The organism is Pseudomonas multiresinivorans (genome assembly GCF_012971725.1).
Taxonomy (GTDB): domain Bacteria; phylum Pseudomonadota; class Gammaproteobacteria; order Pseudomonadales; family Pseudomonadaceae; genus Pseudomonas; species Pseudomonas multiresinivorans.
In genome coordinates, this window is sequence record NZ_CP048833.1 from 4,828,167 (window position 1) to 4,844,664 (window position 16,498).

Sequence of the window (16,498 nt, forward strand, 5' to 3'; positions counted from 1 at the left end):
GGCTCTTCCGGGCAGAGCTAGAAGAGCGTCAATTGCTCGTGGGCGCCGCGCAGATCAACCAGGCGCACGCCTACACCGATCAGCCGTACCGCCTTGTTGCCGCGCTGGAAGGCTTGCCCCAGCAGCAGCCGATAGCTTTCCAGATCCCGGGCGGCGCCGGCCTGCTCCAGAGTGGTCTGGGTGAAGTCGTGGAACTTCAGCTTGATGAACGGCTTGCCCGGCCGATAGCTGGCGTCCAGGCGCGTCATGCGCCGCTCCAGCTCACCCAGCAGTGACGGCAGCTCTTCCTGGCAGGCTGCCAGGTCCGGCAGGTCCCGGTCGAAGGTGTTCTCCACGCTGATCGATTGCCGTCGGCTGTCCACTTGCACCGGGCGCTCGTCAATGCCGCGCGACAGTCCCCAGAGCCGCTCGCCGAAACTGCCGAACTCCTTGGCCAACTGGATCCGCGACCAATCGCGCAGGTCCGCGCAGGTGCGAATGCCCAGGCGTGCCAGTTTCTCGGCGGTGACCTTGCCCACCCCGTGCAGCTTCTTCACCGGCAATTCGGCGACGAATCCGTCCACTTCGTCCGGTGTGACCACGAACAGGCCGTTGGGCTTGCGCCAATCGCTGGCGATCTTGGCAATGAACTTGTTCGGCGCCACCCCGGCGGACACCGTGATGTGCAGAGTTTCCCAGACACGCTGGCGAATCTCCCGGGCGATGCGCGTGGCACTGCCGCCGCAGCGTTCGCTATCACTGACGTCAAGGTAAGCCTCGTCCAGCGACAGTGGCTCGATCTGCTCGGTGTAGTCGCGGAAGATCGCGTGGATATCTCGCGAAGCCTCGCGGTACACATCCATGCGCGGGCGGACGATGGTCAGGTCCGGGCAGAGTTTCACGGCGGTACGCATGGCCATGGCCGAATGCAGGCCGTAGGCACGCGCCTCATAATTGCAGGTCGCGACCACGCCACGCTTGTCCGGCGACCCGCCCACGGCCAGCGGCTTGCCCGCGAGGCTGGGGTCGTCGCGCATCTCGATGGCGGCATAGAAGCAGTCGCAATCAATGTGGATGATCTTTCGTTGCCGTGTCACTGGGAACGCGCCTGCCTGTACATCGGATGCCGCCCGGACAGGCAGCTGAAACCTGCCCATATTAATGCAAAAGTCTGTCGCCCCGGTTATCCACAGGCCTGAAACGCTCTGCCACGAGCCCTGGCCATGCAGGCTCCCCGGTCGTTTTCGCCGCAGCTAAATAATTGATAGAGAATCACTTTTTCCATTTTCCCATTGACACCCAGGCGTTCCGGCGTAGAATGGCCGGCGCGGGATGGAGCAGTCTGGTAGCTCGTCGGGCTCATAACCCGAAGGTCGTAGGTTCAAATCCTGCTCCCGCAACCAGATACAGAAAAAGGCCACTCTTCGGAGTGGCCTTTTTCGTTTGCGCGTCATTTAAATTTTTGATCGCAGAACAAATATCGATTGACAGAGACTTTCATTTACGTAGAATGGCCGGCGCGGGATGGAGCAGTCTGGTAGCTCGTCGGGCTCATAACCCGAAGGTCGTAGGTTCAAATCCTGCTCCCGCAACCAGACACAAGAAAAAGGCCACTCTTCGGAGTGGCCTTTTTCGTTTGCGCGCGATTTAAATTATTGATCGAAAACGAAATATCGTTTGACACGAGGCTTCATATCCGTAGAATTGCCGCCGCGGGATGGAGCAGTCTGGTAGCTCGTCGGGCTCATAACCCGAAGGTCGTAGGTTCAAATCCTGCTCCCGCAACCAGACATCAAGAAGAAAGCCACTCTTAGGAGTGGCTTTTTTCGTTGTGCGCAGAAAAAACCACGTACGGGTGGCGCCAGCCTAATGACGAAAATACTCTCCAAGGACTTGGGAATTCGCGACAGTGCCCCTACTCTGTCGCGCAGGATCGTTAGAGGTGCCCGATGAGCGCCAACCCTGCCACACCCGATACACCTGCCCCCGACGAAGCCACGCCACGAGCGGCATGGCTCGACTGGATCAACGCCAACCGCCAGGCACTCGGCCTGGGCGTAACCCTGGTGCTGTTCAGCCTGGCGTTGATCGCCTGCTACCACCTGCTGCGCGACATCGACGCCTATTCCCTGCACGACGCCCTGCTCGATGTGCCCACCACCGCACTGACTGGCGCCTTCGCGGCCACTGTCGTGGGCTTCATCTTCCTGCTCGGCTATGAATGGTCGGCCAGCCGCTTCGCCGGTGTGAAACTACCCACCCCCGCGCTGCTGACCGGCGGCTTCTCCGCCTTTGCCATCGGCAATGCCGTCGGGCTGTCGATGCTGTCCGGCGGCTCGGTGCGCTATCGCCTCTATGCCCGGCTGGGACTGGGCGCCGGCGATGTCGCGCTGATGACCCTGTTTGCCAGCCTCTCGCTGGGCTGCGCCTTGCCAGTGCTGGCAGCCGTGGCCGCGCTGAGCGACCTCTCGGACGCATCGCTGGCCCTGCACCTGCCACAGTGGCTGGTGGCGGTCCTCGCGCTGGGCATCATCGCCTTCTGCCTGCTGCTGGTGGTCGGTATCGAACGTCGCCGCCTGCCGGAGCAACCCTCGCCGGACAGCCACCTGGTTCGCGTCGGCCGCCGCACGCTGCGCCTGCCCGGCCTGCGGCTGTCGCTGCTGCAACTGCTGATCACCGCGCTGGACGTTGCCGCTGCCGCCACCGTGCTCTATCTGCTGCTACCCGAGGCCCCGCCCTTCGGCGCCTTCCTGCTGGTCTACCTGATCGCCCTGGCGGCTGGCGTGCTCAGCCACGTCCCCGGTGGCGTCGGCGTCTTCGAAGCCGTGCTGCTGGCTGCCTTCGCCGGGCAACTGGGTGCCGCACCGCTCGCCGCGGCGCTGCTGCTCTACCGCCTGATCTATGTCGTGCTGCCGCTGATCGTCGCCTGCCTGCTGCTGCTGTTCCTCGAGGCACGCCGCATCCTGGTGGCCAAGCAGGCGGTGCGGATCACCTCCGGCTTTGCCGCGCAGATCCTCTCGCTGCTGGTGTTCATCTCCGGCATCGTGCTGCTGTTTTCCGGCGCGACACCGTCCATCGATACCCGCCTCGACGAAGTCGGCTTCCTCGTACCGCATCGCCTGATCGACGCCTCGCACCTGGCCGCCAGCCTGATTGGCGTGCTCTGCCTGCTGCTCGCCTACGGTCTGCGTCGTCGCCTCTCCGCTGCCTGGGCGCTGACCCTTGGCCTCCTGATCGCCGGCGCCGCCTTGTCGCTCCTCAAGGGCTTCGACTGGGAAGAAGCACTGATCCTCAGCTTCACCGCCGCCCTGCTGGTGATCTTCCGCAGCGCCTTCTATCGTCGCAGCCGCCTGATGGATCTGCCCTTCTCGCCGCTGTACCTGGGCGCAGCCGCGTGCGTCATCGCCGCTTCCATCTGGCTGCTGCTGTTCGCCTACCAGGACGTGCCCTACAGCCATGAGCTCTGGTGGCAGTTCGCCCTGGACGCCGATGCTCCGCGCGGCCTGCGCGCCGCCCTGGGCAGTTGCCTGTTGCTGGCCGCCCTGGCGCTGTACTGGCTGCTGCGCACCGCACCGCCGGCGATCCACGCCCCGACCCGAGAGGAGCTGGACAGCGCCGCCGGCATCCTCGCCAACTCCTCACAGCCAGATGGCGGCCTTGCCCTGTCCGGCGACAAGGCTCTGCTGTTCCATGAGGGCAACGACGCCTTCCTGATGTATGCCCGCCGGGGCCGCAGCCTGGTGGCGCTGTTCGATCCGATCGGCCCGGCACAGGCCCGCGCCGAGCTGATCTGGCAGTTCCGCGACCTTTGCGACCTGCACCACGCGCGCCCGGTGTTCTACCAGGTGCGCGCGGAGAACCTGCCGCTGTACATGGATATCGGCCTGACCGCGCTCAAGCTCGGCGAAGAAGCGCGGGTCGACCTGCGCCGCTTCGACCTGGAGAGCAAGGGCAAGGAGATGAAGGACCTGCGCTACACCTGGAACCGCGGCCAGCGCGATGGCCTGAGCCTGGAGTTCCATGATGCCGGCCAGGCGCCGATGGACGAGCTGCGCGCCATCTCCGATGCCTGGTTGGGTGGCAAGAACGTCCGTGAGAAGGGCTTCTCCCTCGGCCGCTTCACCCCTGAATACCTGCACTATTTCCGCGTCGTCGTGGTCCGTTTCCAGGGCCGTGCCGTGGCTTTCGCCAACCTGCTGGAAACGTCCGGCAAGGAACTGGCGAGCATCGACCTGATGCGCGTCGTCCCCGATGCGCCCAAGCTGACCATGGAGTTCCTCATGCTCGGCCTGATCCTGCATTACAAGGAGAGCGGGCACACCCGCTTCAGCCTCGGCATGGTGCCCCTGGCCGGCTTGCAGCCGCGCCGTGGCGCCCCGCTGACCCAACGTCTCGGCGCGCTGGTCTTTCGCCGGGGTGAGCAGTTCTACAACTTCCAGGGGCTGCGTCGCTTCAAGGACAAGTTCCAGCCCGACTGGGAACCCCGTTACCTGGCCGTGCCCGCCGGACTGGATCCGCTGGTGGCCCTGGCCGACACAGCCGCCCTCATCGCGGGCGGCCTGAGTGGATTGGTAAAACGCTGATATGTTGAAACGACGCTGGCGACACCTGCTCGCCCTTCTCCTGCTGATCGTCATTGCCATCGGCCTGCTGCTGTGGAGCCGCCCGGCCCCGCAGGCCTCCCTGGACCACCGCCAGTTGCCCGATGGCAGCGACGCCGGCCTGGCCAACCCCGGCAAGCAGCCCAATGCGCGCGTGCTGCTGGCCGTGCAGGCCGACCAGAAGCTGGACGACGCCCAGTTGCTGGCCCTGGCCCACGACAGCGGCGCCCGCGTGGTGCAGTTCGTCTTCCCGGAGAATGACTGCAAGGCCCAGCAGGCTCGCATCCAGGCCGCTGGTGAGCTGCTCGACGGCCAGCCGACCCTGGTCGCCGGTATCGGTCCGGGCAGCGCCTGGGCCTTCCGCTGGCTCGCCGGGCAGACCGACGACAAGGCCAAGGCGCTGTCCGTGGGCTTCTCCCTGGAAAAACCCGACTGCGCCGCCACCCCTCTGCCGCAGACCGCTCCCCACGGCCACTGGCTGGCTGCCTGGAACGACAACCCGGACGATGCCAGCGCGCGCTTCGCCCGTGGCCTGAAGAACGCCGAAACGGTGATCACCGACTACGACACGCCGCTGCCCAAGGTCCTTGCCGATCAACTGCGCCAGCAGCTGCAAGGCGGCGGCGATAACGTGCCGGTGGTGGAAGTTCCGGCCGCCAAGCCCTCGGAAACCGTCACCCTGTTCTATTCCGGCGACGGCGGCTGGCGCGACCTCGACCGCGACGTTGCCGCGCAGATGGCCGAGCTGGGCTATCCGGTGGTGGGTGTCGATGCCCTGCGCTACTTCTGGGAGCACAAGACCCCGGAGCAGAGCGCCGCCGACCTCGCCCTGCTGATGCAGCACTACCGCGAGAAGTGGGGAGCCAAGCACTTCGTGCTGGCCGGCTACTCCTTCGGCGCCGACGTGCTGCCGGCGATCTACAATCGTCTGCCGGCGGACGCCAAGAAGGACGTCAGCTCGGTGATCCTGCTGGCCTTCGCCCGCAGCGGCAGCTTCGAGATCGAGGTGCAGGGCTGGCTCGGCAAGGCCGGCCAGGAAGCTTCCACCGGCCCGGAAATGGCCCGCCTGCCCGGACCGAAGGTGCTCTGCGTGTACGGCGTGGAAGAGAAGGACGAGAGCGGCTGCACCCAGCCCCAGGCCGTGGGCGAGAACCTGCAGTTGCCCGGCGGGCACCACTTCGACGAGGACTACCCGGCCCTGGCCAAGCGGCTGGTGAACGCCATCCGCTCCCGCCAGTCAGCCGACGACGAAGGCTGACCGACATCAAAAGGGCCGCACATTGCGGCCCTTTCACTTTGCCTTCACGGTGTTTCAGACACGCTTAAGGCTCTATGCTCAGACTGACAAGCCCGTCGCCAGAACGGGGCGTCACGATAACCGAGCCAAACAAGGAACCGTCATGAGCCTGTCCAAGACCCCGTCCCGCTACGGCAGCCTGTCCATTGCCATGCACTGGATCATGCTGGTGCTGATCGCCGCCGTGTACTTCTGCATGGAATATCGCACCAATTTCCCCAAAGGCAGCGACACCCGCGCGCTGTTCTCCCAATGGCACTTCATGCTCGGCCTGAGTGTGTTCGTGCTGGTCTGGCTGCGCCTGATCGGCCGCTTCATCTACCCCACCCCGCCCATCGTTCCGGCACCGCCGGCCTGGCAGATGGTCCTGGCCAAGCTCGCGCACCTGGCGCTGTACGGCCTGATGATCGGCCTGCCGCTGGCCGGCTGGATCATCCTCAGCGCCGCCGACAAGCCGGTGCCGTTCTGGGGCATGGAACTGCCGCATCTGGTGGACAAGAACCCGGACCTGGCCAAGCAGGTGAAGTACTGGCATGAAACCATCGCCGTGCTCGGCTACTGGCTGATCGGTATTCACGCACTGGCCGCGCTGTTCCACCACTACATCAGCCGCGACAACACCCTGGTGCGCATGCTGCCGGGCAAGGGCGAGGCGAAGCCGGAGTAATCTCCCCGCCGCGCAGCGCCGACCAGCCGTAGACAAGCTCTGCTCCTACAGGAAAAGCCACCCTCTGTAGGAGCGAGCTTGCTCGCGAACCGCACAACTCCGACGCCTGCCGGGACCTCTATTCGCGAGCAAGCTCGCTCCTACGAAGAGCAGTCCTGACGATAGGGCAGCGCAGCACGCGCCTCCTCGGCATAGGCCAGGATGCCCGCCCTCTCCCCTATCAGGAATTCCTGCACCGCCTCGCGCAGTCCGGGATGTCCCAGGCGGTGCCAGGAGCGGGTGATCACCGGCTCGAAACCACGGATCAGCTTGTGCTCACCCTGCGCTCCAGCGTCGAAGCGCTGGAGGCCGTGGCCGATCGCGAAGTCCAGGCCCTGGTAGAAACAGGTCTCGAAGTGCAGGCGGTCGAACTCCGCCAGGCAGCCCCAGTAGCGGCCGTACAACGTATCGCCGCCGAGCAGACTGAAAGCCATAGCCACGGGCCGGCCATTCTGGTGAGCGAAGACCACGCGGATGGCCTCCGGCATACGCTCGCCGATCAGGCTGAAGAACGCCCGGCTCAGGTAGGGCGCCTGCCCGCGGACCTCATAGGTGCTGCTGTAGCAGGCATAGACGAAGTCCCAGTGCGCTTCGGCCAGCTCGCTCCCTTCCATACAGACGAAATCCAGCCCCAGCCCGGCGACCTGCTCGCGCTCCTTGCGGATCTGCTTGCGCTTGCGCGAGCTGAGAGCGTCGAGAAAGTCCTGGAAATCGCGGTAGCCGCGGTTGCTCCAGTGGTACTGGCAACCCAGGCGCTCCAGCCAACCATCTGCAGCGCCCAGCAGGGCATCGGCGGCAGCATCGGTGAAATTCACGTGCACGCCGGAGCAATGCCCCTCGTCCACCTCGCCCGCCAGCGCGCCGACCAGGCTCAGCGCCGCGTCCGGCGCGCCGAGCAGGCGAGCGCCGCCGACCGGGGTGAAGGGAACGCCCACCAGCAGCTTTGGATAGTAGGGTATGCCGGCGCGCAGGCAGGCATCCGCCCAGCTCCAGTCGAACACGTACTCGCCGTAGGAGTGGCTTTTCAGATAGGCCGGCGCCGCGGCGAGCAGGCGGCCATCGTCGGCCAGGAGCACCCGGTGGGAAGGTTTCCAGCCGCTGCGGCCGCCGACGCTGCCGCTTTCCTCCAGGGCGGAGAGAAAGCCATGGCGCAGAAACGGCTGGTCGTCCGGCAGCAGGGCGTCCCACTGGCGGGCGTCGACTTCGGCAAGGCGGGAAAGGGTCTGGATAGGCATGGCCGACAGTCTGGCGCGAGGCGCGAACGAAGGGAAGATTCAAGCGGGAAAACTCGCACGCCGGTGACGTTCACGTTCGTCGGTATCCGCCGGAAAGGCCGGCAGAGTGGTCTATGTTGGGGGTCAGCAAGGCTTGCCGGCGCACGACGCCAGCACCGTTCCGCTCGCCACCCGCCCTTCGCGGGCCGTTGGCGACCTGCCAGGAGGACGCCCCATGAGCCTGATGCAATGCGAGTACCGCAAGTACACCATCACCGCAGACGTCGTCGAACATCCCGGCCTGCCCACTCCCTGGGCCGGCGGTTGCCACATCACCGCCCCGGACGGGCAGACCACCAAACGCAAGACGCTACCGGTGGAATTTGCCTTCATGTCGGATCTGCAGAAGGCCCAGCACGCTTCCATCGCCCACGGCAAATGGCTGGTGGACCAGAACCTGGACCACGACCGTCGGCTGTTCTGATCTCTAGCTGTTCACGTAGCCCGGTTCTTCACTGACCGGCGCACTGACTGGCAATGGCGTCAGGCTTACCTGAAGCGCCAGGAACTCCTGTGCGGATGCCCGCCAGGTCTGCCCGCGCGCCCATTGCGCGCAGGCCTGGCGATCCAGCTCCAGCGCCCGCAGGCATGCGCTGCGCAAATCCGCGTCCATCACCCCGGTGACGCCGTCCTCCAGGACATCCAGCGGCCCCGCCACCGGGAACGCCGCCACTGGCGTACCGCAAGCCAGCGCCTCGACCATTACCAGGCCGAGGGTGTCGGTCAGCGACGGGAAGGCCAGCACACTGGCGCTGCGATAGGCCTCCGCCAGTTCGTCGCCGTGGCGGTAGCCGAGGAACTCCGCCTGTGGATAAGCCGCTTGCAGCTCCGCGCGCTGCGGGCCGTCGCCCACCACGCGCTTGCGTCCCGGCAGGTCGAGCGCAAGGAAGGCTTCGAGATTCTTCTCCCGCGCCAGCCGGCCGACATAGAGGAACACCGGCTCCTCCGGCGGTGCGCCCTCCCCCGGCTGGAAGCGCAGGATATCCACCCCCTTGCGCCACAGCGCCAGGTTGTCGATGGCGTGATCGGCGAAAGCTCCGCGCATGCGCTCGCTGCTCACCAGCACGGCCTGGCTCGGTGCATGGAAGCGGCGCAGGAAGGCGTAACCCCAGGCCAGCGGCAGCCAGGGCCAGCGAGTGTTCACGTATTCGGGAAAGCGCGTATGGATGGCGCTGGTGAACTTCATCCCGCGGCGCACCAGCCAACGCCGTGCGGCCCAGCCCAGCGGGCCTTCCGTGGCGAGGTGGACGCAGTCCGGGGCGAAGTCGGCGATCTTCTCGCCGACTGTCCACAGGTTCCACGCCAGGGGGATTTCCGGATAGCTCGGGCAAGGCCGGTGACGAAAATCCTGCGGGGTGATCAGGCCGACCGTATGCCCCATTTCCTCCAGCTCGGCCACCAGCGCCCTGAGGCTGGTGACCACGCCGTTGACCTGAGGCAGCCAGGCATCGGTGACGATCAGCAGCCTCATGCCGCCGACTCGACCACCGCAGGCGCCTCGGCGCGCACCGGTTCCTCGGCCAGGCGGTAAAGCTCGATGCTGCCATCCCAGTGCTCGATCAGCGCCGAGCAGGACTCCACCCAGTCACCGCAATTGAGGTATTCCACCTCGCCGATCTGGCGGATTTCCGCGTGGTGGATGTGCCCGCAGACCACGCCGTTGAGGCCGCGCTTGTGCACCTCGTGGGCGATGGCTTCCTCGAAGTCGCTGATGAAGTTCACCGCCGTCTTCACCTTGTGCTTGAGGTACGCCGACAGCGACCAGTAGCCATAGCCGTAACGGCTGCGCCAGTGATTCAGCCAGCGGTTCAGCGTCAGGGTGAACTCGTAGGCGGAGTCGCCGAGGAAGGCCAGCCACTTGTGGTAGCGCGTGATGACGTCGAACTGGTCACCGTGGATCACCAGCAACTGGCGGCCGTCGGCGGTGGTGTGGACGATCTCGTCGACCAGGCGGATGTTGCCCAGCAGCAGCGAGGAATAGCGGCGCAGGAACTCGTCGTGGTTGCCGGTGACGTAGATCACCTCGGTGCCGCGCTTGCTCATGGTCAGCAGGCGGCGGATCACGTTGGTGTGCGCCTGCGGCCAGTAGATGCCGCCGCGCAGCTTCCAGCCGTCGATGATGTCGCCCACCAGGTAGATGCGGTCGGCGTGGTAGCGCTTGAGGAAGCCGGCCAGATGCTCGGCCTGGCAATCGCGGGTGCCGAGGTGGACATCGGATATCCACAGGGTCCGCACCCGTTGTTTCTTCGTCGGCGTCATGCGTTGCGCGCTGCTCATCGTCGGCGACCTCCAGAGGGGTTTCTCCGAGTGTCGGCCGCCGCGGTGAAGCGAACATGACCGACTGGCGACAGTCCCGTGACAGGCCGCGGCGCGCTAGACTGTCAACCTGCCCGCCAGCTTCGGAAAGCAGTTCGCATGAACCCGATCCTCTCCCTGCGCCACTACAGCCACGACCATCTCGCCCACAGCCACAGCCATGCGCAGCTGGTGCTGGGGCTGTCCGGCAGCCTGGATTTCGAAGTGGGCGGACGCGGCAGCCTGGTGACCCGGCAGACCTTCGCCGTGGTACCGCGCGAGGCCCACCACGCCTGTGCCAGCCCGGACGGCAGCCGCTGCCTGGTGGTGGACCTGGAAGACGAGGAAGACCTGCTCGGTGGCCTGGGCCTGCACAGCGACGCCGGCCGCCGCCTGCTGGAAACCCCCGGCCAGCGCCTGCTCAACAACGACCAGGCGCAACTGGTGCACTGGCTGGCCGGCAGCCCCCTGCATGACCCGGTTCTGGCGCGCCAGGGTGCGATCCTCCTGCTCGCCAGCCTCGCCGCCGGCCAGCAGCGCGTGGAGGAGCCTACGCAATTGCCGTTGGCCAGCCTCGACAGCTACATCGATCGCCACGCTGCGCACCCCTTGCAGGTGGCCGATCTGGCGCGGCTCGCCGGGCTTTCCGCCGCGCGCTTCCATGCCCGCTTCCTCGCCGAAACCGGGCAGACGCCCATGGACTACGTGCGCCAGCGCCGCCTGCAATTGGGCCGCGACCTGCTGCGCGGTTCGCACCAATCGGTCGGCGAGATCGCCGCGCAAGTCGGCTACGCCTCGCAGAGCGCCTTCACCGCCGCCCTGGTGCGCCAGTTCGGCACCACCGCGCGCCAGCTTCGCCAGGAGGCGCGCGACAATTCCCGCTAGCCGCGCGACAGACAGCCGTGCACCCAGGGCCTAGACTGCCGGCCATCGAACTGAACAACCCAACGGGAGCAGCGATGTCGGCAGACACCATCGAGTGGCAGGATTTCGAGCGCGTCGAACTGCGCGTGGGCACCATCGTCCAGGCCGAACCCAACGTGAAGGCGCGCAAGCCCGCCTACATCCTCCAGGTCGACCTCGGCCCGCTGGGGATCAAGACCTCCAGCGCACAGATCACCGCGCACTATGACGCTGACGAGCTGATCGGCCGCCAGGTGCTGTGCGTGTGCAACTTCGAACCCAAGTCCATCGCCGGCGTGCGCTCGGAAGTACTGGTCACCGGCGCCTACGACAGCGACGACAAGGTGGTGCTCGCCGGTTTCGACAAGCCGCTGCCCAATGGCGCGCGGCTGGCCTGACCTTCGACTTACCGCGCGCCAGCCAGCCCGGCGCGCTTGCCTCTTTCCCGACAAGGTCCCGCCACAGCAATCGGCGGGAGCTCAGGCATGAATCGCATTACCCAACTCACGCCCCGCGGCGCCCTGATCGGCCTGCACATCGGCGCCCTGATGTTCGGGCTGTCCGGCATCTTCGGCAAACTCATCCTCGCCGGCCCCCTGGTCATCGTCTTCGGCCGCGCGCTGTTCGGCTCGCTGTCGCTGGCGGCGGTTTTCGCCGGGCATCTGCGGCAACAGAAGCGCCCCACACTCAAGCAGGCGGCCATGTTGCTGGGTGGCGGCGTGCTGCTGTGCACCCACTGGCTGACGTTCTTCCTCGCCGTGAAAGTCGGCAACGTGGCAGTCGCGACACTCGGCTTTGCCAGCTTCCCCGCCTTCACCGTGCTGCTGGAAGGCCTGCTGTTCCGCGAACGCATCCGCAAGGGTGAATACCTGGTGGTGGCGCTGGTGTGCATCGGCCTGGTAATGGTCACGCCGACCCTGGACCTGCGCGACGGCGCCACCGCCGGGCTGCTCTGGGGCACCCTCTCCGGGCTGCTGTTCGCCCTGCTGTCGCTGGCCAACCGGGTCAGCGTGCGCGGGATCGACCCGATCCAGGCGGCGCTGTGCCAGAACCTGACGATCATCGCCTGCCTGCTGCCGCTGGTGCTCTTCGAGTTGCCCGCGATTCGCGGCATGGACTGGTTGTGGCTGGTGGCGCTGGGCGTGCTCTGCACCGGTGTCGCCCACAGCCTGTTCGTCGCCAGCCTGCGGCTGATCAAGGCACGCACGGCGGCGGTGATCTTCGCCCTGGAGCCGGTCTACGGCATCGCCTTCGCCGCCGCGCTGTTCGGCGAGGAGCCGAGTGTGCGGATGCTGGCGGGCGGCGCGCTGATCATCTTCGCGACCTTCCTCAGCGCACGTGGATCGCACTGATCCCCCGGTCTTTTCTGTAGGAACGAGGGGAGCACCCAGCCTTTGCCCGCGAACAGGCCTTGCTCCGCTGCCAAGCGATTCGCGAGCGAGCTCGCTCCTACAAAGAACCAAAGCGGTGCATGAGGCAAAAAAGAAGGCCGCCCCGCAGCGTGCGTATCTCGAACCTTGCCCCGGGGAGGGAGTACCAAGGATTCATCGCACGACAGCCTGCGAAGCGGCCTGTTCGGTGTGGCGGATATGGATAACGCGACGAGCAGCCTATTGATGCCGTGCCCAGCGCTTCACGCCCCGCCGTTGCTGGTGAGCATTGTCTCGCGCCGCCCCTGCGCCGAGTGTCAGCATTGGGTAAAGACTGGGTAAAAAGCCCGATACACGGGGTATCAAGCCTGTTGCAGCAACCACCGGCAGTAACGCTGCACCCCCTCCTCCACGCCCATCATCGGCACGCGGTAGCCCGCCTCGCGCAGGAAGGCGATATCAGCACAGGTGTAGCACTGGTACTTGCCGCGCAACTCGTCCGGGAACTCGGTGTACTCCAGCAGTCCGGCGCGGATCGCCGCGTCCAGGGTCAGCGGCTGCAGGTCCTGCTGTTCGCGCAGGGTGTTGATCACCGCCAGCGCCACGTCGTTGAACGGCTGGGCGCGGCCGCTGCCGAGGTTGAAGATTCCGCTGCGTTCGGGATTATCGAGGAAATGCAGGTTGACCCTGGCCACATCCTCCACCGAGACGAAATCGCGCAGGTGGCCGCCGGCCGGGTAGTCGCCGTACTCGCCGAACAGCTTCACCTTGCCGGTCTCGCGGAACTGGTTGAAGCAGTGGAAGGCCACCGACGCCATGCGCCCCTTGTGCTGCTCACGCGGGCCGTAGACGTTGAAGTAGCGGAAGCCGGCCACCTGCGTACGAGCGGTGGGCAGCACCTTGCGCACGCGCTGGTCGAAGAGGAACTTCGAGTAGCCGTAGACGTTCAGCGGCCGCTCGCAGGAGCGTATCTCGCGGAACTCCTGGCCGCCGCCATAGACCGCCGCCGAGGAGGCATAGAGGAACGGCACGCCCAGGGACAGGCTGGCGTCCAGCAACTCGCAGCTGTAGCGGTAGTTGTTGTCCATCATGTAGCGCCCGTCGCGCTCCATGGTGCTGGAGCAGGCGCCCTGGTGCAGCAGCGCTCGAACCACGCCGAAGTCGCCGCGGGCGTAGCGCTCGATGAAGTCGCGCTTGTCGAGGTAGTCGCTGATGTCGCAGTCGGCTAGGTTGGCGAACTTGTCGCCCTCGGTCAGATCATCGACCGCGATGATGTCGGTCTCGCCGCGCTGGTTCAGCGCCTTGACGAGATTGCTGCCGATAAAGCCGGCGGCGCCAGTGACAATGATGCTCATGAGGGCACCTCCTGTGGAGAATGGGTGCCCTCAGACTAAGAGTGGTACGCGCGTACCCCGTTGATATGAAGCAAGGAAGTTAGCCAGCTATCGAATGGTTCCGCCGACCGGTACCGCGACGCTTCAGGAACGATCGTTATGGCCCAGGTCGCGCTGCGGATCGATGCGGTCGCGCACGCGCTGCTTGAGCACCTTGGCCTCGGGGAAACCGCCGTCGGCCTTGCGCTCCCAGATCTGCTCGGCGTCGCAGGTGATGTGGAAGACCCCACCAGTGCCCGGCACCAGGCTGACCTTGCCCAGGTCGTCGCCAAAGGTGCTCAGCAGTTCCTGGGCCAGCCAGGCGGCGCGCAGCAGCCACTGGCACTGGGTGCAATAGGTGATGACGATTTCGGCTTTGGCTTCGGACATGAATCAGACTCTGCAGTAGGACGCGAACCTATAATACCGCTCTGAAATGCCCTACCGGACTCTTCTCTTCATGCGCCGACTGCTGTTCGCCCTCCTCCTGCTCCTTCCCCTCGGCGCCCTGGCGGCGAACACTCCACCGAAGATCGGCCTGGTCCTCTCCGGCGGCGCAGCGCGCGGCCTGGCGCACATCGGCGTGCTGAAGGCGCTGGACGAACAGGGCATCCATGTCGACGCCATCGCCGGCACCAGCATGGGCGCAGTGATCGGCGGCCTCTATGCAGCGGGCTATACGCCAAAGGAGCTGGAACAACTCGCCCTGGGGCTGGACTGGAAGGAAGCGCTGTCCGACTCGCCGCCGCGGGTCGACGTGCCCTTCCGCCGCAAGCAGGACGACCGCGATTTCCTGGTGAAGCAGAAGCTCAGCTTCCGCGACGACGGCACCCTCGGCCTGCCGCTGGGTGCCATCCAGGGGCAGAACCTGTCGATGCTGCTGGAAAGCCTGCTGGTGCACACCAGCGATACCCGCGACTTCGATCAGCTGGCGATTCCCTTCCGCGCAGTGGCCACCGATATCTCCACCGGCGAGAAAGTGGTGTTCAGCAAGGGCCACCTGCCCCAGGCGATCCGCGCCAGCATGTCGATCCCGGCGGTGTTCGCGCCGGTGGAGGTCAACGGCAAGCTGCTGGTGGACGGCGGCATGGTCGACAACATTCCGGTGGACGTGGCCCGGCAGATGGGCGTCGACGTGGTCATCGTGGTCGACATCGGCAACCCGCTGCTGGACCGCAAGCAGCTGGCCACCGTGGTGGACATGCTCAACCAGTCCATCACCCTGATGACCCGCAAGAACTCCGAAGCACAGCTGGCCACCCTGAAATCCAGCGATATCCTGGTGCAGCCGCCGCTCAGTGGCTACAGCTCCACCGACTTCGGCCGCGTGCCGCAGTTGATCGACGCCGGCTACCGCGCCACCAGCATCCTCGCCCCGCGCCTGGCAGCGCTGCGCAAACCCGCCGACGCCCAGGCGGTGGCGCTGAACGAGGCGCGCACACCGGGCGAGCGCCAACCGGTGATCGACCGCATCGAGGTGGAGAACAACTCCAAGGTCAGCGACGACGTCATCCTCCATTACATCCGCCAGCCGCTGGGCGAGCACCTGGACCTGGAACGCCTGCAGCGCGACATGAGCACCCTCTACGGCCTGGATTATTTCGACCAGGTTCAGTACCGGGTCGTGCACCGCAAGGATGGCAATGCGCTGGTGATCCACGCCTATGGCAAGCGCGGCGGCACCGACTACCTGCGCCTGGGCCTGAACCTCTCCGACGACCTGCGCGGCGACAGCACCTTCAACGTGGGCGGCAGCTACCGCATGAACGGTATCAACCGCCTCGGCGCGGAATGGCTGACTCGCCTGCAGATCGGCGACCAGCAGGAACTCTACAGCGAGTTCTACCAACCGCTGGACGTGGGCTCGCGCTACTTCGTCGCTCCCTACGTATTCAACGAGGCGCAGAACGTCGAGGCCACCGACAACGACGACCCCATCGCCGAGTACCGCCTGGAGCGCTATGGCTACGGGTTGAACCTTGGCCGGCAGATCGCCAACAACGGCGAGATCCGCCTCGGCGTCGCCCAGGCCTTCGGCAAGGCCGACGTACGCGTGGGCGAACAGGACCTGCCGGACTTCCACTTCACCGAAGGCTACGCCGAGCTCAAGTATTCCTTCGACACCATGGACAACGTCGACTTCCCACGCGAAGGCGAGAACATCCAGACCTCCTTCCGCGAGCACACGCCGTCCCTGGGCGACGACGACCGCTACCGGCAATGGGATTTGCGCCTGGACAAGGCGTTGAGCAGCGGCCCCAACACCTGGCTGCTGGGCGGCGGCTACGGCCGCACCATCGATGACGCCGAGGTGGTGGTGTCGAGCTTTCTGCTCGGCGGCGCGCGGCAACTCTCCGGCTATCGCCAGGATGCCCTCGCGGGGCAGAACTACAGCCTCGGCCGGGTCATCTACTACCGGCGCATGACCGAGCGATCGTTCCTGCCGCTGGACTTCCCCTTCTACCTGGGCGGCAGCCTGGAGCGCGGGCGGGTGTGGAACAACGACAACAGCTACGACACCGGCTACATCAACGCCGGCAGCATCCTGATGGGCTTCGAGACGCCGCTCGGGCCGCTGTCCTTCAGCTACGGCCTGAACGATGCCAGCGAGCACGCGGTGTACATCAACCTGGGCCGCAATTTCTAAGGCCTCACGCAGAAGGTGCGGGAAACCTGTAGGAGCGAGCTTGCTCGCGAACG

14 protein-coding genes and 3 tRNA genes are annotated in these 16,498 nt (G+C 65.8%); 11 read left to right on the plus strand and 6 right to left on the minus strand.

Annotated features, from left to right (window positions below; genetic code table 11):
- Positions 1-17 precede the first annotated feature (17 nt).
- Positions 18-1,016, minus strand: coding sequence for a DNA polymerase IV (gene dinB / locus G4G71_RS21965; RefSeq protein ID WP_240964968.1), 999 nt, complete (start codon positions 1,014-1,016; stop codon positions 18-20).
- Between the two features lie 289 nt (positions 1,017-1,305).
- On the opposite strand from dinB, the gene G4G71_RS21970 reads away from it, so the two are divergent.
- The 6 genes from G4G71_RS21970 to G4G71_RS21995 all read left to right on the plus strand — a co-directional run bounded on the left by G4G71_RS21970 (position 1,306) and on the right by G4G71_RS21995 (position 6,544).
- A tRNA-Met gene (locus tag G4G71_RS21970) sits at positions 1,306-1,382 on the plus strand.
- 115 nt (positions 1,383-1,497) lie between these two features.
- Positions 1,498-1,574: transfer RNA gene (locus tag G4G71_RS21975), tRNA-Met, on the plus strand.
- 116 nt (positions 1,575-1,690) lie between these two features.
- Positions 1,691-1,767 (plus strand) — tRNA-Met (locus G4G71_RS21980).
- A 161-nt stretch (positions 1,768-1,928) separates the two neighbouring features.
- Positions 1,929-4,562, plus strand: coding sequence for a bifunctional lysylphosphatidylglycerol flippase/synthetase MprF (gene mprF / locus G4G71_RS21985; RefSeq protein WP_169940179.1), 2,634 nt, complete (start codon positions 1,929-1,931; stop codon positions 4,560-4,562).
- 1 nt (position 4,563) lies between these two features.
- On the plus strand, positions 4,564-5,838 hold the full coding sequence (locus G4G71_RS21990) for a virulence factor family protein (protein WP_169940181.1): 1,275 nt from the start codon (positions 4,564-4,566) through the stop codon (positions 5,836-5,838).
- Between the two features lie 142 nt (positions 5,839-5,980).
- On the plus strand, positions 5,981-6,544 hold the full coding sequence (locus G4G71_RS21995; RefSeq protein ID WP_169940183.1) for a cytochrome b: 564 nt from the start codon (positions 5,981-5,983) through the stop codon (positions 6,542-6,544).
- A 140-nt stretch (positions 6,545-6,684) separates the two neighbouring features.
- Here G4G71_RS21995 and G4G71_RS22000 read toward each other — a convergent pair whose 3' ends face one another.
- The gene (locus tag G4G71_RS22000; RefSeq protein WP_169940185.1) at positions 6,685-7,818 is read right to left on the minus strand and encodes a GNAT family N-acetyltransferase; all 1,134 of its coding nucleotides are present in this window, start codon (positions 7,816-7,818) and stop codon (positions 6,685-6,687) included.
- A gap of 214 nt (positions 7,819-8,032) precedes the next feature.
- Between G4G71_RS22000 and G4G71_RS22005 the strand changes: the two genes are divergently transcribed.
- Positions 8,033-8,281 (plus strand): hypothetical protein, encoded by a 249-nt coding sequence (locus G4G71_RS22005; RefSeq protein WP_024766130.1) that lies wholly within the window; start codon positions 8,033-8,035, stop codon positions 8,279-8,281.
- A 3-nt stretch (positions 8,282-8,284) separates the two neighbouring features.
- Here G4G71_RS22005 and G4G71_RS22010 read toward each other — a convergent pair whose 3' ends face one another.
- Together G4G71_RS22010 and G4G71_RS22015 are read right to left on the minus strand one after the other, a co-directional pair.
- On the minus strand, positions 8,285-9,328 hold the full coding sequence (locus tag G4G71_RS22010; protein WP_169940187.1) for a glycosyltransferase family 4 protein: 1,044 nt from the start codon (positions 9,326-9,328) through the stop codon (positions 8,285-8,287).
- Positions 9,325-10,134, minus strand: coding sequence for a UDP-2,3-diacylglucosamine diphosphatase (locus tag G4G71_RS22015; protein ID WP_024766131.1), 810 nt, complete (start codon positions 10,132-10,134; stop codon positions 9,325-9,327). The genes G4G71_RS22010 and G4G71_RS22015 overlap by 4 nt, the downstream gene beginning before the upstream one ends.
- Positions 10,135-10,272: 138 nt before the next feature.
- On the opposite strand from G4G71_RS22015, the gene G4G71_RS22020 reads away from it, so the two are divergent.
- The 3 genes from G4G71_RS22020 (at position 10,273) to G4G71_RS22030 (ending at position 12,407) form a co-directional block, all read left to right on the plus strand.
- Positions 10,273-11,037 carry an AraC family transcriptional regulator gene (locus G4G71_RS22020; RefSeq protein ID WP_169940189.1) on the plus strand — a complete coding sequence of 255 codons (765 nt, stop codon included), beginning with the start codon at positions 10,273-10,275 and terminating at the stop codon, positions 11,035-11,037.
- A gap of 74 nt (positions 11,038-11,111) precedes the next feature.
- Positions 11,112-11,453 (plus strand): tRNA-binding protein, encoded by a 342-nt coding sequence (locus tag G4G71_RS22025; protein ID WP_169940191.1) that lies wholly within the window; start codon positions 11,112-11,114, stop codon positions 11,451-11,453.
- A gap of 87 nt (positions 11,454-11,540) precedes the next feature.
- Positions 11,541-12,407, plus strand: coding sequence for a DMT family transporter (locus G4G71_RS22030; RefSeq protein ID WP_169940193.1), 867 nt, complete (start codon positions 11,541-11,543; stop codon positions 12,405-12,407).
- Positions 12,408-12,787: 380 nt separating this feature from the next.
- On the opposite strand, the gene rfaD is transcribed toward G4G71_RS22030, so the two are convergent.
- Positions 12,788-13,780: an ADP-glyceromanno-heptose 6-epimerase gene (gene rfaD, locus G4G71_RS22035; RefSeq protein WP_169940195.1), complete on the minus strand. Its 993-nt coding sequence runs from the start codon at positions 13,778-13,780 to the stop codon at positions 12,788-12,790.
- Positions 13,781-13,903: 123 nt separating this feature from the next.
- A complete protein-coding gene (locus G4G71_RS22040) occupies positions 13,904-14,188 on the minus strand; it encodes an Rdx family protein (RefSeq protein WP_169940197.1) in 285 nt (94 codons plus the stop codon).
- 70 nt (positions 14,189-14,258) lie between these two features.
- On the opposite strand from G4G71_RS22040, the gene G4G71_RS22045 reads away from it, so the two are divergent.
- Positions 14,259-16,445, plus strand: a complete 2,187-nt coding sequence (locus G4G71_RS22045; RefSeq protein ID WP_169940199.1) for a patatin-like phospholipase family protein — start codon at positions 14,259-14,261, stop codon at positions 16,443-16,445.
- Positions 16,446-16,498 lie beyond the last annotated feature (53 nt).